Annotated in this window: 23 protein-coding genes; 14 read left to right on the top strand and 9 right to left on the bottom strand. The window is 37.5% G+C overall.

Annotated elements, in window-relative coordinates:
• Positions 1 to 71 precede the first annotated feature (71 nt).
• Both ACFSR6_RS10275 and ACFSR6_RS10270 read right to left on the bottom strand, forming a co-directional pair.
• Positions 72 to 539, bottom strand: coding sequence for an OsmC family protein (locus tag ACFSR6_RS10275; RefSeq protein ID WP_379078365.1), 468 nt, complete (start codon positions 537 to 539; stop codon positions 72 to 74).
• A gap of 201 nt (positions 540 to 740) precedes the next feature.
• On the bottom strand, positions 741 to 1,667 hold the full coding sequence (locus ACFSR6_RS10270; RefSeq protein WP_379078363.1) for a 2-hydroxyacid dehydrogenase: 927 nt from the start codon (positions 1,665 to 1,667) through the stop codon (positions 741 to 743).
• A gap of 215 nt (positions 1,668 to 1,882) precedes the next feature.
• Between ACFSR6_RS10270 and ACFSR6_RS10265 the strand changes: the two genes are divergently transcribed.
• The 3 genes from ACFSR6_RS10265 (at position 1,883) to ACFSR6_RS10255 (ending at position 6,021) form a co-directional block, all read left to right on the top strand.
• A complete protein-coding gene (locus tag ACFSR6_RS10265) occupies positions 1,883 to 4,372 on the top strand; it encodes a TonB-dependent receptor domain-containing protein (protein WP_379078362.1) in 2,490 nt (829 codons plus the stop codon).
• Positions 4,373 to 4,576: 204 nt separating this feature from the next.
• On the top strand, positions 4,577 to 5,131 hold the full coding sequence (locus ACFSR6_RS10260; RefSeq protein ID WP_379078361.1) for an NUDIX domain-containing protein: 555 nt from the start codon (positions 4,577 to 4,579) through the stop codon (positions 5,129 to 5,131).
• Between the two features lie 125 nt (positions 5,132 to 5,256).
• The gene (locus tag ACFSR6_RS10255; RefSeq protein WP_379078360.1) at positions 5,257 to 6,021 is read left to right on the top strand and encodes a lysophospholipid acyltransferase family protein; all 765 of its coding nucleotides are present in this window, start codon (positions 5,257 to 5,259) and stop codon (positions 6,019 to 6,021) included.
• Positions 6,022 to 6,095: 74 nt separating this feature from the next.
• Here the strand turns inward: ACFSR6_RS10255 and ACFSR6_RS10250 are convergent, their stop codons facing one another.
• Both ACFSR6_RS10250 and ACFSR6_RS10245 read right to left on the bottom strand, forming a co-directional pair.
• A complete protein-coding gene (locus ACFSR6_RS10250; protein WP_379078358.1) occupies positions 6,096 to 6,845 on the bottom strand; it encodes a LytR/AlgR family response regulator transcription factor in 750 nt (249 codons plus the stop codon).
• A 57-nt stretch (positions 6,846 to 6,902) separates the two neighbouring features.
• A complete protein-coding gene (locus ACFSR6_RS10245) occupies positions 6,903 to 7,631 on the bottom strand; it encodes a sensor histidine kinase (RefSeq protein ID WP_379078356.1) in 729 nt (242 codons plus the stop codon).
• A 556-nt stretch (positions 7,632 to 8,187) separates the two neighbouring features.
• On the opposite strand from ACFSR6_RS10245, the gene ACFSR6_RS10240 reads away from it, so the two are divergent.
• From ACFSR6_RS10240 to ACFSR6_RS10230, 3 genes are read left to right on the top strand one after another with little or no spacing between them, the layout of a single operon-like run.
• The gene (locus ACFSR6_RS10240) at positions 8,188 to 8,445 is read left to right on the top strand and encodes a hypothetical protein (RefSeq protein WP_379078354.1); all 258 of its coding nucleotides are present in this window, start codon (positions 8,188 to 8,190) and stop codon (positions 8,443 to 8,445) included.
• Positions 8,446 to 8,450: 5 nt separating this feature from the next.
• Complete coding sequence (locus tag ACFSR6_RS10235; protein ID WP_379078352.1) at positions 8,451 to 9,359, top strand: ABC transporter ATP-binding protein; 909 nt, start codon at positions 8,451 to 8,453, stop codon at positions 9,357 to 9,359.
• 1 nt (position 9,360) lies between these two features.
• Positions 9,361 to 10,158: an ABC transporter permease gene (locus tag ACFSR6_RS10230; RefSeq protein WP_379078350.1), complete on the top strand. Its 798-nt coding sequence runs from the start codon at positions 9,361 to 9,363 to the stop codon at positions 10,156 to 10,158.
• Between the two features lie 124 nt (positions 10,159 to 10,282).
• Here ACFSR6_RS10230 and ACFSR6_RS10225 read toward each other — a convergent pair whose 3' ends face one another.
• Positions 10,283 to 10,513, bottom strand: a complete 231-nt coding sequence (locus ACFSR6_RS10225; RefSeq protein ID WP_379078348.1) for a response regulator transcription factor — start codon at positions 10,511 to 10,513, stop codon at positions 10,283 to 10,285.
• 465 nt (positions 10,514 to 10,978) lie between these two features.
• On the opposite strand from ACFSR6_RS10225, the gene ACFSR6_RS10220 reads away from it, so the two are divergent.
• From ACFSR6_RS10220 to ACFSR6_RS10190, 7 genes are all read left to right on the top strand, one after another.
• On the top strand, positions 10,979 to 11,431 hold the full coding sequence (locus ACFSR6_RS10220) for a hypothetical protein (protein WP_379078346.1): 453 nt from the start codon (positions 10,979 to 10,981) through the stop codon (positions 11,429 to 11,431).
• A 690-nt stretch (positions 11,432 to 12,121) separates the two neighbouring features.
• Positions 12,122 to 12,889, top strand: coding sequence for a sensor histidine kinase (locus ACFSR6_RS10215; RefSeq protein WP_379078344.1), 768 nt, complete (start codon positions 12,122 to 12,124; stop codon positions 12,887 to 12,889).
• A 2-nt stretch (positions 12,890 to 12,891) separates the two neighbouring features.
• Positions 12,892 to 13,533 (top strand): response regulator transcription factor, encoded by a 642-nt coding sequence (locus tag ACFSR6_RS10210; protein ID WP_379078342.1) that lies wholly within the window; start codon positions 12,892 to 12,894, stop codon positions 13,531 to 13,533.
• A gap of 206 nt (positions 13,534 to 13,739) precedes the next feature.
• Positions 13,740 to 14,117, top strand: a complete 378-nt coding sequence (locus ACFSR6_RS10205; RefSeq protein WP_029280636.1) for a BlaI/MecI/CopY family transcriptional regulator — start codon at positions 13,740 to 13,742, stop codon at positions 14,115 to 14,117.
• A 23-nt stretch (positions 14,118 to 14,140) separates the two neighbouring features.
• Entirely contained in the window at positions 14,141 to 16,099 is a 1,959-nt protein-coding gene (locus ACFSR6_RS10200) for a TonB family protein (RefSeq protein ID WP_379078340.1), read from the top strand.
• An 11-nt stretch (positions 16,100 to 16,110) separates the two neighbouring features.
• Entirely contained in the window at positions 16,111 to 16,731 is a 621-nt protein-coding gene (locus ACFSR6_RS10195) for a TonB-dependent receptor plug domain-containing protein (protein WP_379078338.1), read from the top strand.
• Positions 16,732 to 16,758: 27 nt separating this feature from the next.
• Positions 16,759 to 17,157, top strand: coding sequence for an energy transducer TonB (locus tag ACFSR6_RS10190; RefSeq protein ID WP_379078336.1), 399 nt, complete (start codon positions 16,759 to 16,761; stop codon positions 17,155 to 17,157).
• Positions 17,158 to 17,621: 464 nt separating this feature from the next.
• On the opposite strand, the gene ACFSR6_RS10185 is transcribed toward ACFSR6_RS10190, so the two are convergent.
• The 3 genes from ACFSR6_RS10185 to ACFSR6_RS10175 all read right to left on the bottom strand — a co-directional run bounded on the left by ACFSR6_RS10185 (position 17,622) and on the right by ACFSR6_RS10175 (position 21,151).
• Positions 17,622 to 18,392, bottom strand: coding sequence for a succinate dehydrogenase/fumarate reductase iron-sulfur subunit (locus tag ACFSR6_RS10185; RefSeq protein WP_379078334.1), 771 nt, complete (start codon positions 18,390 to 18,392; stop codon positions 17,622 to 17,624).
• Positions 18,393 to 18,473: 81 nt separating this feature from the next.
• A complete protein-coding gene (locus tag ACFSR6_RS10180; RefSeq protein WP_379078332.1) occupies positions 18,474 to 20,453 on the bottom strand; it encodes a fumarate reductase/succinate dehydrogenase flavoprotein subunit in 1,980 nt (659 codons plus the stop codon).
• Between the two features lie 17 nt (positions 20,454 to 20,470).
• Positions 20,471 to 21,151 (bottom strand): succinate dehydrogenase cytochrome b subunit, encoded by a 681-nt coding sequence (locus ACFSR6_RS10175; RefSeq protein WP_379078330.1) that lies wholly within the window; start codon positions 21,149 to 21,151, stop codon positions 20,471 to 20,473.
• Between the two features lie 247 nt (positions 21,152 to 21,398).
• Here ACFSR6_RS10175 and ACFSR6_RS10170 point away from each other — a divergent pair, with 247 nt between their 5' ends.
• Positions 21,399 to 22,523, top strand: coding sequence for a TlpA family protein disulfide reductase (locus tag ACFSR6_RS10170; protein WP_379078328.1), 1,125 nt, complete (start codon positions 21,399 to 21,401; stop codon positions 22,521 to 22,523).
• 71 nt (positions 22,524 to 22,594) lie between these two features.
• Here ACFSR6_RS10170 and ACFSR6_RS10165 read toward each other — a convergent pair whose 3' ends face one another.
• Positions 22,595 to 22,786, bottom strand: a complete 192-nt coding sequence (locus ACFSR6_RS10165; RefSeq protein WP_379078326.1) for a cold-shock protein — start codon at positions 22,784 to 22,786, stop codon at positions 22,595 to 22,597.
• Positions 22,787 to 22,953: the final 167 nt, after the last annotated feature.

The following is a 22,953-nucleotide window of genomic DNA, read 5'->3' as shown; positions in this document are numbered from 1 at the left end:
AATAACAAACAGTTTTCAGTTGGTAGCCTGATATAACTACCAACTGAAAATTGTTTGTTGAAAACTGCAAGCTAATAACTGAGAACCGGCTCGTGTTTAACCGGAAAATTTAATGAATTGGCAATGAAACACATTTTATTAGCCTCTTGATGCAGCGCTTCTGCCAGTTCGTAATGTGCCTGATCTGCAATTAAAACCTGGGGATGCAGGGTAACTTCTCTAAAACGGCCGCTTCCATCACCCGATTCTTCCATTATGCCTACTGCCTCATCTTTATAATCGATTACTACAATCTCGTTTTTAGAGCATAGGTGTAAATACCAGAGCATGTGGCAGCTTGATATTGATGCCAGCAAAAGATCTTCCGGGTTATATTTAGATTTGTCGCCCAAAAAAGCAGAATCAGACGAACCATAAATATCGGCTTTACCTTTTACAGAAATTACATAATCGCGATCATACGAACGGTAATCCATTGTACCCGAGCCTTTATTGCCCGTCCATGTAACAGTAGTTGAATATAAGTGATCTTTCGGCATGATAAAATTGGTTAGATTGTATAGCCAATTTAAGAAATAAAACTAACTTTTTTAAAGGCCTTCCGTGTTTAAGACTGTCAGCTGTAAATGTTAATCTTCTCGCTCAAATGTACTGATTGCTAAAAAAGTAAATAATTAATTTTGAAAAGCACGGTTCGGCGCGCTTCAGAATCTCTAGGTAAATCTTCTGTTGATTGCCTGCTAAAAATTAAGCCCTTTTAACTTCTCGGCTAAAACTTCCGAAATCTTACGATACGAATCGAACGTCCAGCCACCAACATGTGGGGTTAAAATGACCTGATCATTATTCTTTAATTCATTGTACCAGGACTGTTCGCCTAAAGCCGGGAACTTTTCGGTTTGCAGCACATCCAATCCAGCGCCTAAAATCTTTCCGTTTTTAATGGCGTTAAGTACGGCCGTAGTCTTCACAATCTCTCCTCTTGCCGTATTGATAAAGAATATGGGCTTTTTAAAGTGGAAGAAATATTCGTCATCTACCATCTGTCTGGTTTCAGCAGTTAAAGGGATATGCAAGCTCAGCACATCGCTGTGCTTCACAATTTCTTCCATGCTTACCTCGCGCGCAAAAGCATCAGAAAAACCGGTTTTATATTTATCATAAGCCATTACATCTACTTCAAAACCAGCCAGTTTTTTGGCAAAGCTCTGCCCCATGAAACCATAACCAATAATGCCGACTTTTTTGCCTTTCAATTCGTAACCGCGGTTTCCTTCACGATCCCACACGCCATTCCTGATTTCGATATCGGCCCTGCGGAAATTGTTCATTAACGATAAAAGCAAACCTGTTGCATGTTCGCCAACCGCATCACAATTGCCTTCAGGGGCATTAATCAGCTCGATATTTCTTTCAAAGGCAATCTTATCATCAATATTATCCAACCCGGCCCCTGCCCTTGCTACAAACTTTAGGTTTGGGGCTGCGGCAAAAATTTCAGCATCGATCCGAAATTTTGTCCGAACAGCAATACCGGTATAATCCTTTATTTTATCCAGTGTTTGTTGACGTGTAATCTGTGGTTCATCATCAACCTGGTAGCCCATAGCGATGGCCTGCTCTTTAAATGCAGGGTGTAAATCATCAACAATTAATATCCTCTTCATAATTAAGCAAAAGTAACATTTGCAAACTGTTCAATAGTCATATTCTTTTATTGTTTTAACAAAATAATATTGATTCCCATAATAGGGCTGGGAACAAAACCCACAAAAATATTACTATAAAATGGCTGTAATAAAATGGTTACGGCGGCTTAATTAAATATAGTTGCCGTTACTTTGTCTCCCTTTATAAAAACGATGCAAATTTTAATTTCTTAATGAGACTTTTACAATTAAAAACAATACAGATAACCCTTTTACTTTTAAGCTTATCTTTTGGTCTTTTCGCGCAAACAGGTGGAAAAGCAAAAATTACCGGAGTACTTAAAGACGCAAAAACACAAGAAACCATTCCATTTGCTACAGCAGTTTTGATTGATAAGGCCACGGCCAAAAACGCAAAAATAGTGCAGACCGATGTAAACGGTGCTTTTGTATTGGCCGATATCCCTGCCGGTACCTTTACCTTTAAAATAAGTTTCGTGGGTTACCAAACCATGGTGAGGGATAATATAGCCATCACCAGTGCTACAGGAACGTTAAACTTTGGCGAAATCAAGATGAATGCTGCAAAAGGCAATGTACTGAGCGAAATCACTGTAACGGGCCAAAAACAGGGCATGCAGATGGGTATCGATAAAAAGATTTTCGCAGTAGATCAGAGTGTTATCAGCGAGGGCGGTTCAGCAGGCGATTTATTGCAGAATGTTCCTTCTGTTTCTACTGATATGGATGGTAATGTGAGCCTGCGCGGATCAACCGGGGTAAAAGTTTTAATTGATGGAAAACCTTCTTTAATTGCAGGCGGTAATGTGGCACAGATTCTTCAGTCGATACCAGCCAGTTCTATCGAAAGTGTTGAGGTAATTACCAATCCGTCAGCTAAATATGATGCAGAAGGCCAGTCGGGCATTATTAACATTGTGTTAAAGAAAAACACAAAACTTGGCTTTAATGGTTCGGCAGCCCTAACTGCAGGTAACCGTAATAATTACAATGCCAACACCAACTTAAGTTTTCAAAACAGTAAAGTTAATATTTACGGAAACTATGGCTACCGTTATGGAAACCGGGTTGGAGGCGGTTTTCAGGACATTACCTATAAATCAGACTCGTTAAGAACAAGGTTTGCCAGTCAAAATACAGTTTCCAGTTCATTGGATAAAGGACACAATGCCAAAGCGGGTATCGATTATTATTTAGCACCAAAAAGTGTAATCAGCTTATCCGGAGGTTTTAACTCAAGAGATAATGAGCGTAATGATCAACTCAACATCAGGCAATTAGATAAAAACCAGTTGCCGGTTTTACTAAGTAACAGAACCAATAACACCGATGGTTTCGGGACAAGTTATGATGCCAATCTGGATTACGTACAGAAGTTTAACAAACCTAAGGAAGAACTAACCTTTAATTTTGGTTATTCTTATGGGACCAACAACAGCAATCAGTATTATAGCACCAATACCACTAATCGCAATGGAGTACCTATTGACGAAACCTTAAGTTTACAGCGCGTATTTAATACCGGTAATAACACCAACTACAATATACAAACAGATTATGCCTTACCTGTAGGTAAAGCGGGTAAAATTGAAATGGGTTACCGCAGCCAGATCCGTTTAGGGGAAAATGATCAATATGCAGATTCGATCTTAACCAATAGCAGTATCTACATCAGTAATAACAAACTGATTAATGGTTTTAACAGTAAAGATCAGGTGCATGCCCTATATTTCAATTACCAGAACCAGATTAAAGATTTTGGTTATCAGATAGGTTTAAGGGGAGAAGATGCACGTTTAGACACACATTTAGAAGGCTATTCTAACAATGTATTAACCACTGCCGAAGGAAATATTCACTATAAAAGGATATACCCAAGCGTATTTTTAACCCAGAAACTAAAAGGCGACAATCAGCTTCAACTGAGTTATACCCGTCGTGTAAACCGCCCACGTCCATGGGATACCAATCCATTTTTAGATGTTTCTGATCCATTAAACTACAGAGGTGGTAACCCGAATTTATTGCCGGAGGATGTACACTCTTTTGAGTTGGGTTATAGCAAATACTGGAAAAAAGTAACCTTAACTTCAAGCCTGTATTTCCGTCAGACCAACGACGTGATCCAGCGTGTAAGAAGCACACCGGTTAACGGGATTATTACTTCAACCCCTCAAAACTTATCGCACCAAATTAATAGCGGATTAGAATTAATTGGCCGTTTTGACCTGGTTAAAGCCCTAAACTTTACCACCAATGTAAACTTATATCAGGCCAGGTTTGCCGGAGATGCGAGGTTTGATATTCCATCAAGCAGCGGATTTAGCTGGAATGCCAACCTGACCGGAAATTTAACGGTAGTTAAAAATTTATCGTTACAGGTGCGCGGCGACTACAGGGCGCCGGAGGTTATGGCACAGGGAAAACGTAACGCCATGTACGGTGTTGACGGCGGAGCCAAATACGATTTCCCGAATAAAAAAGCATCTTTAAGCTTCAATGTCAGGGATGTGTTTAATACCAGGAGATGGAGCATGACCACTGAAGATAGGGCAACAATTGTTGATTTTGAACGCCAGTTTCAGGGAACAATGGGAAATTTAACTTTCTCTTACCGCTTTGGAAAAACAACCTTTACCGGCACGAATAAAAAGAAAAAAGACGATCAACAGGACAACCGTCCTGATGAAGGATCATTTTAATAGCCAAAGGGCCGTATCATAAATATAGCTCACCAATCGTCATTTAACAGCAGTGGAGAAATCTTTAACATTAGTTTAAAGATTTCTCCATTTTCGAGACGTTCCAGTCTACCCCTGATTTTGGTACAATTTTTTTCTACATAAGCCAATTAAAGAAATCTTCGTTAACCATCGTAAAATAAGATCATTTCTTATCTTGCAGGCATGGAAGAGATCAATCCCTGGAAAACGCTTGAGAGCGATATAAAATACGATAATAACTGGATCCGCTTAACCGAACACCAGGTCATTAATCCCTCCGGTGGGCAAGGCATTTATGGTACCGTTCATTTTAAGAACCTGGCCATCGGAATCCTTCCTTTGGACGAAAACTACAATACCTGGCTGGTTGGCCAATACCGGTATGCACTTAATGCCTACAGCTGGGAAATCCCTGAAGGTGGAGGCCCATTCCACGAAGAGCCATTGGAAAGTGCCAGAAGAGAATTACTGGAAGAAACGGGAATGAGCGCCAAAAACTGGAAAGAGATACAAAGAATGCATCTTTCCAATTCAGTAAGTGACGAATTAAGTATCATCTATATCGCTACCGGTCTCATTCAAGGCATTGCCATGCCCGAAGAAACAGAACAACTTGTTATCAGAAAACTCCCCTTTAACGAAGCTTATCAAATGGTTTTAGATGGAACGATTACCGACTCGGTGAGCGTTGCCGCTATTTTAAAAGCAAAGCTGATGATAATAAATGGGGAATTATAATAATCACCAAATGTTCCTAATACATCAATCTATTAAAAATGTTTGAGATTGAATATGAAGAAAAATACATCTTCAAAGAACCAGAATAATTTATTATTATCTTTGTCCCCTATTAAATCAACCTGATGAGCAAGCTTTTTGGATATATTTTAAGCCCTATTTTTTATATTTTCTTTGGATTAATCCTTTGTATCTTCCATCCCATACAATGGCTTTGTTTTAAGCTTTTTGGTTATAAAGCACATAAGGTTTCTGTAGATATTCTTAATTTTTTTCTAACCTATTGCCAGATTTTCCTTTTTAACTCTATCAGTTTTAGAAACGAATATGATCTGCCGACAGATAGGCCCATCATTTTTGCAGCAAACCACCAAAGTATGTACGATATCCCTTCGCTAATTTGGTTCTTAAGAAAACACAGCGCAAAATTTATCTCTAAGATTGAGCTTACCAAAGGCATTCCGTCAATATCCATTAACCTGCGTTTGGGTGGTGGTGCAAACATTAACCGGAAAGACAACAAGCAGGCTATTTCTGAAATTATAAAACTTGGCCGTAGAATGAAAGAGAATAATTGGAGCACTGTTATTTTTCCGGAGGGAACCCGCGCGAAAGATGGTCAATTGAAAACATTCCAGTATGGGGGTATCGCTACCATATTAAAAGTAGTACCCAATGCGTTGATCGTTCCGGTGGCCATAGAAAATTCGTGGAAAATTGTTCGTTTTGGCAAGTTTCCATTATCCACAGGAAATGCCTTAAAATGGACAGTTTTAAAACCTATTGAACCCGGAGTAAAACCGCCGAACGATATTACACTGGAAGTAGAAAATGAAATCAGAAAGGTTTTGGGCCAACCCATGGCACAGCCCTCTTCCCAGTCAGTTTAATTGCTTTATTTGGTTAATCGATTGCTGCCAGGCGCACATTATTCATTTTACATTTCCCTTCTTACATCACCCTGTTAGATGTTCTTATTTCCGATCACCCTGAAAAATTCATCACGGTAGGTATCGCCAACAGGGATAATTTTTTGGTTAATGGTAATGCGGCTGCGCTCAATGCTTTCTATCTTATCAACCGCTACAATATAAGACTTATGTACCCTGATAAACTGGCTTTGAGGCAATGCTTCTTCCATTTTTTTCATGCTCTGTAAAGTAATTACGCGCTCATCTTTGGTAAAAATGGAAATGTAATCTTTTAAGCCCTCAATGAATAAAATATCGTGCAGGTAAATTTTTTGGATCTTATGCTCCGTTTTAACAAAAATATAATCCTGAACGGGATTTGGCGGGGCTGAAAACGACGCTGGTGTAACAATCGGTTGTGCCACGCTGGCAGGAGCTTCAACCGGTTTTACCTGGTTGTGTACTTTTTCTACTGCTTTATAAAAACGATCAAACGCAATGGGCTTCAACAGATAATCCGAAACATTCAGATCGTAACTTTCTAAAGCATACTGTGGGTAAGCGGTAGTTAATATATAGTGACATTTATTACCGGCAATTTTCAAAAACTGGATTCCGGTTAACTCCGGCATCTGAATATCCAAAAACACCAGATCTATCCCTCCGCCCTGAACAATCTGCAGCGCTTCAATAGGGTTTTCGCATCTTTTAACCAGGGTTAAAAATGGTACTTTCGAAATATAATCCTGTAAAATATCTAGCGCTAAAGGCTCATCATCAACAACAATACAGTTTAAATTCATTTTTAGGTTATTATTTTAATTAATGATTTTATACCCGGTTTATGCTTGGTTATCGGATTATATATCAATCATCAGTTCACAGGTATAGTGAGTAGCCGAATTTACAACATTTAATTTATATCTGTCAGGATAAACCAATTGTAACCGACGTTCTACATTGGTTAAACCAACTCCGCCCTGTGCGTCTTTATTCTGCTGATTCTTTTTATTAACTACACTAAAATGCAAAATCTTTTGGTTGGCAATGATATTGATTTTAACCGGTTCGGCCGGATCGGTTACCACACCATGCTTAAATGCATTTTCAACAAACGAAATCAACATTAAGGGAACAATCTTTTGATTGTCAATTTCACCATTTAAAGTAAGCTCAATATAGGCACCATCTTTAAACCGTATTTTCTGCAGTTCGATATAACTGGTTAAATAATCTACTTCTTTGCTCAAGGCTACCGTTGGCGTATTACTCTCATAAATCATGTAGCGCATAATTTCTGAAAGCTTCATAATTGCATCGGCAGTTTTATCTGATTTTTGATAGGCTAACGAATAGATATTATTGAGCGAATTGAAAAGAAAATGTGGATTTAACTGCGATTTTAAAAACTGCAGTTCCATTTCCCGGCGCTCTCTTTCGAGGTTACGCTGGATCCTTTCACTTGCAAACCAATCGATGGTGAATTTGATAATACAGCTACTAATCATGAAAAAGCCACCAACAAAAGCTTTACCAGCGAAATACTCATTCACATGATATTCTGCCTTCCGGCCCCTTACCATCATCATATCCACTGGATTTAAAACTGCAATGATTGTCTTGATTAAGGCAAACACCGCAATCATCAGAAAAAAAGCAAAAACATAAAGCCAATACTTTTTTCTCCTCTTAATGAGTTCAGGAATCAAAAAAATGTAGTTGATGTAGAAAAGTGAAACATTTAGGATGCCAAATAAACCAAACGAGATAAACTCCCGCTTCATCGTTATTTCCGAGCCAGTTGTTATGATGGTAACTACAGCACCTATTATCATAGTCGCCCAAAAAATGCTGTGCAATATTAAAGCTCCCTTACCTTCTTTCATTTACAAAGTGTTTACGGTTAATAGCAGTTGGTCATATATTTTAGAACTGCTTTTTCATGCATCCAAAATAAATAAAGTTTTATCGATTTACTTACACAATCTACCAACGGGCATTTTTTTTCTACCAACGGCCCAATGGGCAAATTTTATCGACCAACGCCAAAAATGTCTGTTGATCTAGAATCTTGAACGCTTGGTATAATAGATTTTAGCAGGTTATTTTTCTTGAGTTTCTTTGAATCATCAAAACGAAAACAAAATGAAAACTACATCAGCAATCAACTTAAAAAATCAAACCGTAATTACTGATGGTATTTTCGAAACCGCTCAAATAAAACAAACCATCATGAAAAAGTTAGGAAACACATCGCCATTTTTACTTTTATTATTACCAGTATTTATGATGATCATTTTAACACTTACAGTAAGCACCGATAAAAATGATGCAGAAATAGTGGTTAAACCTGCTAAAACCTCAAGCACTATCGTAACACAGGCCACAGCTATTTTTAAATAATAGCAATGTCCAATTACGCTATCGAAACTGTAGGCCTAAATTTTAACTTTGGCAACCAAACCATCGTAAAAGACCTCTCGCTGCAAGTACCTAAAGGGAGCATATATGGTTTTTTAGGCCCAAATGGAGCTGGAAAAACAACCACTATAAAAATTTTGCTCAACCTGCTTAAATCGCCATCCGACCAGGTTTTTATATTCGGCAAAGAAATAAACAGCAACCGCATAGCTATTTTAAAACGTATAGGTGCACTGGTTGAACAACCTGCCATTTACGGGCATTTAACAGGCCGCGAAAACCTGATTAACCGCTGTATCCTGTTGGGCATAAAAAAAACCAAAGCCGATGAAATGCTTTCGCTGGTGGGCCTGGCAGAAGCATCAAATAAAAAAGCCAACAATTATTCATTAGGCATGAAACAACGGCTAAGCATTGCCCAGGCACTAATTTCAGACCCAGAGTTACTTCTGCTTGACGAGCCTACCAATGGTTTAGATCCTAATGGAATTATCGAGGTTAGGAACCTGATGATTGATTTAGCTACGAAACATAAAAAAACAATACTGGTTTCGAGCCACTTATTGGCAGAAATAGAAAGAACAGCAACTCACGTGGGAATAATTAATAAAGGCCAGTTGTTATTTCAGGGCACTATTAACGAACTTCATTTGCTGAGCAAACCTATGCTCGAAATCGAAGTAGACAATATCGAAAACGCAAGCGCCTTGTTAACCAGGTATGGTCATGAAGTTGCAGCAAAAACCGATAATATAATTACAGTACCGTTTACCTCTTCGCAAAAAAGTGGAGAACTAAATACGTTACTGATCCAAAATGGTTTTAGGATTAGCAGCCTTTATCAGCAAAGGAAAGACCTCGAAAATTTATTCCTCGACATTACCAAAACCAACTAACATGCGCGCGCTCTATATTTCGTTAGTATCAGAATTTTACAAATCCAGAAAAACTTTAGCTTTTTGGGCGGCCATATTGCTGCCTGTTATTATTTGTGGCTTAATTAGTTTTGGTTTTTATCACGACGCTGAGAAAATTATTGCCAGCCACTATCCTTCAATGATATTATGGGCAAAATACAGTGGAGCAGCCCTTGGCGTAATGGGATTCTTAATCATGCCTTTTTATGTGATATTCATGGCCTTTTCGGTCAACAACATTGAACATAAGAACGATACCTGGAAAATGTTGTTTGCCCAACCTTTAAATAAATTTTCAATTTATGCAGCCAAATACCTTTATGCCGTATTTTTAATATTTACCTGTTTATTATTGTTTGCCACACTTACCTATTCATTTGGTCAGTTATTACAGGTATTGATTCCGAAGTTTAATTTTGATCAATACAACCCTTTAAATATTCTCATTAACTCTTATGCTAAATTATTTTTAGCTTCTTTGGGCATTTTATCGCTGCAGTTTATATTAAGTCTGCTATGGGGTGATTTCCTTAAACCGATGGGAACTGGTTTTGTTGGCACCATTATGGGCATTATTACGGCAAACGTAGGTTGGAAATACGCTTACCTGATCCCTTATTCGTTACCTACACTGGCTTTGAGAATCACCAGGGTAAAAAAAGGAGGTAGCCTCCCTGATTTTGTAATTTTTACAGAGGAAATATGGACAAGTTTGATTTATGCTTCGGTACTTTTCATTATTGGATATTTTATCGTAACCAAAAAGAGCATAAAATAGTAGCTGCTGAAAATAAAAATTACTACGAAAAGCATACCCACAAACAAAAGCCAGCTGATTTGATTTAGCGTCAAATAGCTGGCTTTCTAGTTTAAAAATGAGAGGTTATATATACTTTAAGTCCTTAAAAGGATAATATTCTTTCTTTAAATGCCCATACGATTAATTGATAAGAATTTTTTAAATCAAGCTTTCTTACCATATTCCTTCGATGTGTATTAACAGTATGTTCGCTGATAAAAAGCATCTCGCCTATTTCTTTACTGTTATAACCCATTGATAGCAGGTGTATAATCTCAACTTCCCTTTCACTGATGGAACTGTGATTTTCCTGTAGTAGGATATTGTTTGTCATATCTGAAAGAATAAATAGGTTTAATACTTATAATCAAATTTTTATCTTAATAGACTCATTTACAAATAAGTTCAAAATAGCTTTTTTTTCAGTACCTGAAACAGTAATATGCTGTAACTGCAAATTATTCAGCCGTTATCATATACCAAAAGTAGTGGTACCGTTCAATTCAGCGTTAACGTAAAACACCCTAAATGAAAGGGTGTTTTTACGGTATTTTTAGATTATTCTCATATTGGTTAAATTAATAATAGGCTATAAATGTATCCACCTGATAAGAATCCGAGCATTCTCTATTTTTGGTAAAAAGAACTTCTTTAAGTTAGGGTACATTTTTTTTATCAATTTAACTTTACAAGTTAATATCCTACTAATAAAAAAGACATAAATCGAGTATAACACCAATTATTTACCATAAAATAAACAAAAAAGTATAATTTAGTTTCTTAATTCACCAATCAAACAATGTTAGAAAAAGACTCTAAAAACAGCACAACAAATACGGTACCAGTGGGTATTGCTAGCCAAATGACGGCTGCTTTCCGGAAAAGCCAAAATGCAGAAAAAGGTACTTTTACCGAGGCAGCATGGTTTCCCGCGGAACAAATTATATCATTAACAAAAAAATTAGCAGAATTTGAAGGAGATGGTATCAGAATTTATTTTGGGAGATATACTGATGATATTATTAATCAGATCAATAGCCTTGAGTACGGTGATAAAATCCCTCCAACTTATGCTGAAATGAATACATTACTTTTAGTGGTAACCAAAATAATTGATGGCAAGCCCCGTGTGGATTATTTTATCGATAAAAGCGATATCTGCGAGGGAGACATACCATCACCTACTGACCCGGAAAACAGATCTGCATTGTGTCCACAGGTATGTGACGATGACAGTCAATTAATGCTATAAATAAATGATAGCAAAAACTACCACTCACTCTGACATACAAAATATTTTAAAATTTATTGTCCCAACCAGCAGCTCATATATAGAGCTGCTGTGCCTTATTTTTGCAATATACTTTTTAGCCAAGGACAAATCGACATTTTGGCTAATAACGATATGCTATATGGTAGTGGTAGTTGCAACTGAAATAGCTGGAAGGTACTTCGCTATAACCTACCACACAAATTTATGCGTTTACAATGTTTATTCAATATTTGAAATTTCTTTCATTACTTACGGATTTTTTAATTTCATAAAACAATACACAAACATAAAGTACTGGCTAACGGCAACATATATAGCGATAATGATAATCTATACCATATTTACTTTTATGCATGGTATAAATGTTTACAATGCTTTTACGATAAGTATAGCGTCGGTGATTTTTGTAATTTATGGTCTGTTGTATTTTTATTTGTTGCTCAAAGACGAAAATTATATTGATTTAAAGTTTCACCCTGCATTTTGGTGGGTAGGTGGAACATTAATATTTTATTTTGGAAGTACACTTGCTAATTTTTTTGATGACATTATTCAGCAAAAATTTTTGGGAAAATATAATACACGAATAATAATATATACAACACTAAATCTTTTTTTATACGGCTTTTGGGCCTATTCATTTATATGCAGAGCTCGTCAACGGAAAACATGTCCCTAATAATATTGGCATCGCTGGTTTTTCTCTTGATGCCAATATTTCTGTTACTTTACATCAGATCATACAACCGGCATAAAAAGAACCATTTTCTGGAAAAGCTGAATATGCAGCAGAAATTTGAATCCGAAATGCTTCAGACCCGGGTTGAAGTACAAGATCAAACCATGCAAAGCATTGCTACAGAATTACATGATAATGTTGGTCAGTTACTTAGCCTTACCACCCTTACCTTAAACTCTGTAAATTTAAATGATGCAGAAAAGGCAAAAAAGAAAATCGACAATTCATTATCACTTGTTAATAAATCCATTAAAGAATTAAGGGAGCTGGCCAAGCTGTTACACGGAGAGCAACTGGTAGAAAATGGCATTGGCCATGCGATACATCAGGAAATTAACTGGCTCAATAAGACAGGAGCATACGAATTAAAGATTAACAACCAATTGTTAGACGTGCAGGTCACATCTCCCGATAAGGATCTGATCATTCTCCGTTTATTACAGGAAATCATTAATAACATTATAAAACACGCCCAGGCAAAACATATACAAATCGATTCATATCTCGAAAAAAATGCTTTACATTTAAGGGTAAGGGATAATGGCGTTGGTTTTGATCCAAATGAAATTAAGGTTAAAAAATCGGGAATGGGATTAAATTCTATTTATAAAAGAATTGAGATGATCAATGGAAAATTAGCACTAAATTCGGCGCCGGGCGAAGGCACCTCTATTTCAATTGAAATCCCCTACCCTTAAATATGCAGAACCAACGTATTTCTATCGCAATTGTTGATGATCACACTCTTTTCCGCTCGGGATTAGCGAGTTTATTAGAAGAATTTGATGAAATAGAAGTCATGTTCGAAGCCGTTAACGGCATCGATCTTCAGGCAAAGATCAACCAGAATCCTGAAGTCCAGCTCATTTTAATGGATATTAATATGCCGGTAATGGATGGTTTTGACGCTACCAAGTGGGTTAAGGCGAACTACCCAAATGTTCATGTACTCGCACTAAGTATGCTTGAGGATGAAAAAGCAATAATCGGGATGCTCAAATCCGGTGCCGGAGGTTATATGCTTAAAGAATCAACACCGTCTGATTTATTAACAGCCATTAAAGTAATTGTAGATAAAGGCTTTTATGTAAACGAGCTCGTATCGGGCAGGCTTCTGGTAGCTTTAAAAGACAGTGATATTAAACCAACCTTTTCTGCCCGGGAGCTTACCTTTCTGCAGCATTGCAGCACAGAGCTTACCTATAAGGAAATTGCAGATATTATGAATGTCAGCCCCCGAACAGTTGATAACTACAGGGAGTCTCTTTTTGCCAAACTGAATATTAAATCACGTACCGGCTTAGTGGTATATGGCATCAAAAACAACCTCATCACCATCTAGTCCACACCACTACCCAAGTGGATCAACAATAAAGTTATACATTTAAGTTCAATCAGTTCTTCCTAAAAAAAGCCCCTAAAGCAGAAGAAAAGCTTTAACTCATTAATTTTTAAAATAATTAAATAAAATTTGGATAACTAATTAATTAGTTTTAATTTTAGTTAAGGCAAAACAATTTGCCATCATCCTTATTATTATTAACCACTATGGAAATTAAAGATTTAACCAAAGCCGAAGAACAGATCATGCAGGTTTTATGGCAGTTGGAGAAAGCGTTTGTTAAAGAAGTTATTGATGAGCTACCCCTTCCTAAACCTGCTTACAATACCGTATCAACTATTATTAGAATTTTAGAAACCAAAGGTTTTATTGGTCATGAAGCGTTCGGTAAGGCGCATCAATATCATCCTTTAATCAGCAGGGAAGAATACAAACGCCATGCAACTGAAAAACTGCTGGGCAATTACTTTGAAAATTCGGTAGAAAGTATGTTCTCTTTCTTTGTTAAAGAAGAAAAACTGGATTTAAGTGATGTTGATGAAATTTTAAAAATGATTAATAAAATTAAACATAAACCAAAATGAGTTCGGCCCATTACCTATTACAGGTGAACTTATACTTAATTGTTTTTTTTGGTTTTTACAAACTACTGTTAGATAAGGAAACCTACTTCACTTTAAACCGCATTTACTTAGTATCTGCCGGTGTTTTGTCCTTATGCATACCATTTATCCGTTTAGAATGGCTAACAGAGCAGAAAGCGGCCCAAAAGGTTTATACTTCTGTTAATTGGGAAGCTGTATTGGCACAGGCAACAGTTGTAACGGAGCCCAATGCCGGTTTTCACTGGGGAAATGTATTCGTTTATATTTATTGTGCCGGGATTTTGTTTTTCTTTGGCAGGTTGATATTTAACCTGTTGGCAGTTAAAAAACTTATTACTTTAAATAAGTCTGGGTCGGCATTTGCTTTTTTTGGGAAAAAAGTAATTGATCGGGAATTACCACAAATGGATGTGGTTGATATCCATGAAGAAGCACACATCAAACAATGGCACACTGTAGACATTCTATTCTTCGAAATTATAGGGATTATTACCTGGCTAAACCCGGTTATTTATCTTTATAAAAAAGCTATTAAAAATATCCATGAATTTTTAGCAGATGAACTTGCTGCCGAATTTCAGGGCGATAAGGCCGAATACGCCATGCTATTACTAAGTAAGTCTTTTGGCATTTCGCCAAATACCTTAACAAATGGCTTTTTAGAAAAATCGTTGATTAAAAAAAGGATTTTCATGCTTCACAAAGACCGGTCTAAAAAGATTGCCATTGTGAAGTATGGAATTTTTATTCCTCTATTTGCGCTTCTGATTGTGTTTTCGTCAGCTACTGTCCGTAAAAGCCAGAAGTTATTATCCATTGCTGATCAAATCCCTATGGAAAAACCGATCGAGATGGTTGAAAACATGGTTACTGCCCCTGAAAAAACAACTATAGCCCCTAAAATTTCAGTTGATGGTAAAACAGATCCAAACTGGAAAGGATTTTATCAGTTTTTAGGCCGAAAAATCAAATATCCAAGTGAAGCCAATAGCGGTCAAATTCAAGGAAACGTCCAAATAAGGTTTAATTTAAAAGACGGCAGGATTACCAATGTCAGATCAAACATAGAATTAGGCGCAGGCTGTGATGAGGAAGTAATGAAGGCAATTTTAGCTTATAAAGGATTCAAAACCCTAGCCAGTGGCAAATATGCTTTAACAGTAAGTTTTAGAATTCCCGAATCATCAGAAGAGTTTAAGAATAAATTATTACCTAAATCGGGCGAATATGTAAACCTGAACCAGATCAATGTCATATCTTATCTTCCTAAAACTACCGAAACCGAAACCAACTCCCTTAAATCTGAAAATATAGACAAGGTATATGATTTCGTTTCGATCGAAAAACAGCCCGAATTTCCGGGTGGTATAGCCAAATTTTATAAATATATCGGAGGTAGCATTAAGTATCCTAAGCTGGCGCAGGAGAATAATGTTCAGGGTAAGGTTTTCCTCAGCTTTGTAGTTGAAAAAGACGGTTCATTATCGGATATCCAGATTACACGAGGTTTAGGAAGCGGTACAGATGAAGAAGCCATCAGGGTTTTAAAAGAATCGCCAAAATGGAACCCGGGCATCCAGAATGGTTTAGCGGTGAGGGTGAAATACAACATCAATGTTAATTTCATGCTTAAAGATCCCATAAAAGAGACGAATACAAACAATGTGCAAACAGATCGGGTTATACTTAAAGGTAGCGTAAACCAAGATGCCCTGATCATTTTAGATGGAGTCAGGCTGGCAAACAGTAGCTATTTAAGTAACATCAATCCAAATAATATAGAATCAGTTTCTGTTTTGAAAGATCAGGCGGCAATGAATCTATATGGACCAAAAGCCAAGGACGGCGTAATATTAATTACCAGCAAGGGAGCGAAAAGCGGTGCTTTCAGGCCGCTTGACCCAAAAGAGCTTTCTTTAGATAAAAACACTAATTTCTTGGAAACCAAAAGAAAATTCTAACCAGATTCAATATGAAAAACGTAATAATATTTAGCTTGCTAATGAGCTTTGGCTTAGCCGTTTTTGCTCAAAGCGCAGATAGTACGAAAACGCCTAAAATTACGCTCAGGGGAATATCAACGCCAGGGATTGAACCCTTAATCATCATTGATGGAAACAAACAATATACCAGGGGTACATCATCACTAAGCGGGGTTGACCCCAATAACATCGAATCTTTAAGTATCTTAAAAGATAGTTTAGCAACAGCCCGATACGGAGCTGATGGTTTTGCAGGGGTAATAGAAGTTAAAACCAAAAATGGTTTTCTGAGCAATAATTATGGGCTTAAAGCCGCTCCGATAAAAATTTACGGATCTGATTTAAAAGGAAAAGCATCAGGATTTAATGTACATCCCAATAGAGAAAAGCAAGTGATAAAGCGATACCTGCTGAACAGAGATTTCGATCCTAAAGCAAAGCCACTTTACATTGTAGATGGAAAAGAGGTAACCGATCTTAACATAAACCAAGAATCCATTAAATCGATAAAGGTGCTAAAGGATGCCGGTTCGCAAAAAATATATGGCGATAAAGGCAAAAACGGAGTGATCATTGTAACAACTCAAAAAGCAACCTCCGGGAAAAACTAATATTCAAAAACCTTTAATAAAAAAATAATGAGAAAGCTAATCATTTTAGCCCTAATGGGCATCGCCATGTGCTTTAATTTGGCAAAGGCACAAAATAATCGTAACAAAATTTACGATTACGTTTCTGTTCAAAAGCAACCGGCATATCCAGGTGGGATTACAGCATTCTACTCTTTTATAAGCCACGAAATTAAATACCCGGAGCTAGCCAGGAAAAATAAAACTCAAGGCAAGGTATTTGCCAGTTTTATAGTTGAGAAAGATGGTAGTTTAACTGATCCAGAGGTCATAAAAAGCCTTTCTCCTGAAACAGATGCTGAAGCACTAAGGGTATTGAGAAAATCGCCAAGATGGGCACCCGGTTTGAAAAATGGTGTACCGGTACGCGTTAAATACAACATCAATGTTAATTTTAAATTGCCTTAAAATTTAATTTTGTCAATTTCTCCAAACACAAAACCCCAGCAAAAATTGCCGGGGTTTTATGTTTTCTCTCCTGTCTCGGAGGACTAAATTTAGAAAAATTTTAACGCATCTGCAAATATAACCGAATAAAATTTCTAAAAATATAAAATTTTAATATGCAAACATAAGATTATTGATACTTTCGCAAACTTTTATTTCGAAGCGTCTTTGTTGTGCAAGCTTTCGGTTTTTAAAATCAAAAGTTTCATTTGTTTTCATAATAGCCGGCAAATGTTAAATATGTATCAGTTTTAACTACAGGCTTGCTAACAAATCATTAAAAATTACTGATTATTATATTTTTATTATAACAACAATCCAGTAGGATTATTGTGCTATAGCCATAATTAACCATTAAACTAAAAAGCCCCCAAAAAGTGGAGGCTCAAGAACTCAGCGATTAAGCTGAGTGCACAGTATATTTTTTAAACGGTTTCTTCTGAAATAAATTTCGCAGATGCAAAATCGCGGTTCATGCGGGCAATGTTTTCTAAAGAGATTCCTTTAGGGCATTCTGCTTCGCAAGCTCCTGTATTGGTACAGTTACCAAAACCTTCAGCATCCATTTGCGCAACCATACTTTGTACCCTGCGGTAGCGTTCTGGCTGACCTTGTGGCAACAATGCCAGCTGAGAGATCTTAGCAGATACGAATAACATTGCCGAAGCATTTTTACAGGTTGCCACACAGGCACCACAACCGATACAAGCGGCGGCTTCGAAAGCGGCATCTGCCTGCATTTTAGGGATTGGCAGGTTATTGGCATCTTGTGCATTACCAGTATTTACCGAAATAAAGCCACCAGCGGCAATAACCCTGTCAAATGCAGAACGATCTACCGTTAAATCTTTTACTACCGGAAAAGCAGCAGCTCTCCATGGCTCAACAACAATGGTATCGCCATCTTTGAAAGAACGCATATGCAACTGGCAGGTAGTAACCAGGTCTTTTGGCCCGTGCGGACGACCGTTGATAAACATGGAACACATTCCGCAAATTCCCTCGCGGCAATCGTGGTCGAATACAACTGGCTCTTCACCTTTATTAATTAGTTGCTCGTTTAATACATCAAACATCTCTAAAAAAGACATGTCTGGCGAAATATCGGTCAATTTATAATCTACCAAAGCGCCTTTGGTTTTGTTATTTTTTTGACGCCAAACTTTTAGCGTTAAATTCATATTTCCTGTACTCATGATATCTCAGATTTGAGATTTGAGACATCAGATATGAGAACCAAGATTTTCATCTCATGTCTCACATCTCACATCTCTTATCTATTTATAACTTCTTTGTGCTACTTTAATATTTTCAAACTTCAGTTCTTCTTTGTGAAGCTCGAAGTTTACACCTTCTTTAAATTCCCAGGCAGCTACATAAGCGTAGTTCTCATCATCACGTAGTGCTTCTCCTTCTTCTGTTTGATACTCTTCACGGAAGTGTCCTCCGCAGCTTTCGTTACGGTTTAAAGCATCGATACACATTAACTCTCCCAGTTCGATAAAATCGGCTACGCGGCCGGCTTTTTCCAACTCGGTGTTCAACTCATTGGCTGCTCCCGGTACGCGTACATTGCTCCAGAATTCAGCGCGTAAAGCCCTGATTTCTTCAATCGCTTCTTTTAAACCTTTTTCGTTACGGGCCATACCACATTTCTCCCACATAATGTGGCCTAAGCGTTTATGGAAATGATCTACCGATTTGGTTCCTTTGATGTTGATTAATGTATTTAAAATACCTACAGCTCTTTCTTCGGCTTCAACAAAGGCAGGGTGATCAGTCGGGATTGCTTTTACCGAAATCTCTTTCGATAAATAAGCACCAATGGTGTAAGGAAGAACGAAATAACCATCAGCCAAACCCTGCATCAAAGCTGATGCACCTAAGCGGTTTGCACCATGATCTGAAAAGTTCGCCTCTCCTGTACAATATAGGCCAGGTACAGATGTCATTAAGTTATAATCAACCCAAAGTCCGCCCATGGTATAGTGAACAGCAGGATAAATACGCATTGGCGTTTCATAAGGATTTTCGCCTGTAATCTGCGCATACATATCAAACAGGTTACCATATTTCTCCTTAATTACTGCTGTGCCTAAACGCATGCATGTTTCTTTATCCGGATTGTGATTCCCTGCTTTAGCAGCTTCAATTCGTCCGTAACGCTCGGTATTGGCTTTAAAATCCAGGTAAACAGCCAGTTTAGACGCCCCTACTCCATAACCGGCATCGCAACGCTCTTTAGCCGCACGAGAAGCCACATCACGTGGAACCAGGTTACCAAAAGCAGGGTAACGGCGCTCTAAATAATAATCTCTTTCATCTTCAGGAATTTCTGAAGCTTTACGGTTATCATCTTTCTTTTTAGGTACCCAAATTCGTCCGTCGTTACGCAACGATTCTGACATCAGGGTTAATTTAGATTGGTGATCGCCTGAAACGGGGATACAGGTTGGGTGAATTTGGGTGTAGCAAGGATTTGCAAAGTAAGCACCTTGTTTATGTGCTTTCCAGGCTGCCGTAACGTTACTGCCCATCGCGTTGGTAGAAAGGTAGAAAACGTTTCCATAACCACCGGTTCCCAATACCACTGCATGACCGAAATGACGTTCAATTTCGCCTGTAATTAAGTTACGGGCAATAATACCACGTGCTTTGCCATCGATCTTTACTACTTCAAGCATTTCGTGGCGGGTATACATTTCTACTTTACCCATACCGATCTGGCGTTCTAAAGCAGAATATGCACCTAGTAATAACTGCTGACCGGTTTGACCCGCAGCGTAGAAAGTACGTTGAACCTGTGTACCACCGAATGAACGGTTATCCAACAAACCGCCATACTCACGTGCCAAAGGAACCCCTTGTGCCACGCATTGGTCTATAATATTGGCACTAACCTCTGCCAAACGGTATACGTTGGCTTCGCGTGCCCTATAATCGCCTCCTTTAATCGTATCGTAAAATAAACGGTAAACGCTATCACCATCGTTCTGATAGTTTTTAGCGGCATTAATACCGCCCTGAGCGGCGATTGAATGTGCCCTGCGGGGTGAATCCTGAAAACAGAAACATTTAACTTTATAACCCATTTCGGCTAAAGTAGCAGCAGCCGAAGCACCCGCCAAACCCGAACCTACAATAATTACCTCAATAGTTCTTTTGTTCGATGGGTTTACCAAAGGCACAGAAGACTTATATTTTGTCCATTTACTGGCTAATTCGCCTTCTGGAATATTTGAATTAATATCTGACATATCTTTTGTGCTGAAAATTATTGAATAAGACCGAAATAAACTGCGATCGGCATGGCTGCGAAAAGGATCGAAATAATGATCGAATACCAAACACCTACACTTTTTATAATACCATTATATTTTGAGTGGTTCCAGCCCATTGTTTGGAAAGCTGAAGCAAAACCATGTAACAGGTGATAACACAAAGAGAACATGGCCAAAATATATACAGCTAGCCTTACCGGATCCTGAAATTTTTCTTTCATCACAGCATAAAGATCCTCATGGCCGTTGGCATCAACCGTTGGGATACCAGTAAAACGTGAAACCACCCAAAAATCTTTCAGGTGAACTACCAAAAAGATCAGTAAAAGTGTTCCCAGCAAGCCCATTGAGCGGCTATACCATTTGCTATTTGCATTTCCATTGTTTACGGCATATTTAACTGGGCGCGCTTTTTGATTCTGCAACGTTAAGCGTAGCGCCTGAAAAATGTGCGCAAGCAAACCAATAAACAATACGATTTCACCTGCCCGGATAATCCAGTTGGTGGCCATAAAGTGTGCGCCAATGTTGAATGTTAAACCACCGTCGTTAATAAAAATTAAAGCATTAATACCGCAGTGTACAATTAAAAAAAGTATCAGGAACAAACCTGTAATACCCATGATGAATTTCTTCCCTATTGATGAAGAAAATGCATTTCCGAAACCACTCATTTGATTAGGATTTATATCTAAATTTCTTGCAAAAATATCTAATTATGAGTTTAATTTATAAACGAATATGACAAAACAACGATAAAACATTTATTTAGAAACATTCTAAAGCATATTCGGAATTAATCGAAAGATTGAGGGGTTATTTACGGTTTAGATGTTGATGATGGGCATGAAAAGAAAATTTAACTGAGAGAAACAAAATCAACTAATCTTTTCGTTATATTGTATTACTAAACCTTCATAAATGAAAAAGTACCTCTATATCATTACTCTATCTGCCTGTTTATTTACCGCTTGCGATCCTAAACCTGCCGTATTTAAACTCAAAACCAAAAACTTTGGCCCTAACGCTGTGGTCTCTATACAAAGTTCGGAAAACAACGAAACCTTAAAAGCCGAAAATATCACCAACGGCAATCAAACATTTAAGATCAATATACCAATAAAGGGCTATGCCATATTAAAAACTCAAGACGGTGAAAATAAAGAAGAATTTTATTTTTATCTGGACAAAGGTAATTATGAAGGTATTCTCGACGGCGCAAAAAACAACGTCTATCCATTCACTAATGTTCCAGCACAGCAAGGAGAAGAATTTATCAATTTCTATAAGCTAAAAAAAGACATGGGCAAAAGCCTGTTTGATAGTTTGGCCATCGCAGAACATGAATTTGACATTGCTACACGCAGTAATATAATGGAAAAGGCAAGAAAAGTAGATATATGGAGGGAGAAAAAAATTCAGTCCGAGCTGGAGGAGATTAAAGCTTTTGCTAAAAAATATCCAAAATCTGAGGCAACCATTTTTTTTCTGGACAGGTTCGGAAGAGCAGATTCTGAAACCAAAAAATACCTGTCTATTTTTAAAAGTTTAGACCGGGATGTACAGGAAAGCAAAATGGGTAAAAAGCTGTTCTCAGAAATTATGCAGGCCAACCAAATGATGGCCGGAAACAAAATGCCAAATATTGAGGGTGAAACACCCGATGGGAAAAAATTTGACCTGGGTATTCTGAAAAGAGTAAACCTGGTGATCTGCTGGGTTTCCTACAGTGGGAAAAGTAGAAGGGATAATAAAGTATTGGTTGATCTGTACGAAAAATACAGGCATCAGAACGTAGAATTTATAGGGGTATCATACGACAAGAACAAAGATAGCTGGGAAAAAATAATTAAAGCCGATAAACTTATCTGGCCGCAATATGCTGACCTCTTGGGGGCAAAGTCGCCTAATGCAAAAAACCTGAGCAATTATAACGCAACCTACTTTTTTTTAGTCGATAAAAATGGTATTGTGCTCAGCAATAACGACCTATCACTGGATTTTGTTGACAGTGAGCTCAGTAAATATCTAGACCGGAGGAAATAAATAAAATCTGATGCCATAAAAAAGTCCTGGCTTGTACCAGGACTTTTTACGATTTATGTGTTCGAGTTTTCTTAAGCTACTTTAACATTTACCGCGTTTAGGCCTTTTCTACCTTCTTCTACATCGTAGTTTACGGTATCATTCTCACGAATGTTATCGACTAAGCCTGAAGCATGAACAAAAATTTCGGCATCGCCATTTGAAGGGATGATAAATCCGAAACCTTTAGTTTCATTAAAAAATTTTACTGTTCCTTGTTGCATTATATTGTATTTTAATTTGCACCAAAGATATGCTTAAATACCTATAGATCAATTTTTTATTTTTTTTATTTAAATATCTCTTAAATATATTGACTATATGCCCTTTAACTACCAGCTAACCACATTGTTTAACTCAGCGATGCCTCATTAATCGCCTGGCTTTATCA

It is taken from the genome of Pedobacter vanadiisoli (assembly GCF_042684385.1).
GTDB classification, from domain to species: domain Bacteria; phylum Bacteroidota; class Bacteroidia; order Sphingobacteriales; family Sphingobacteriaceae; genus Pedobacter; species Pedobacter vanadiisoli.
The sequence above is the reverse complement of the archived record's forward strand: the minus strand, read 5'-3'. Positions and strand labels throughout refer to the sequence as shown.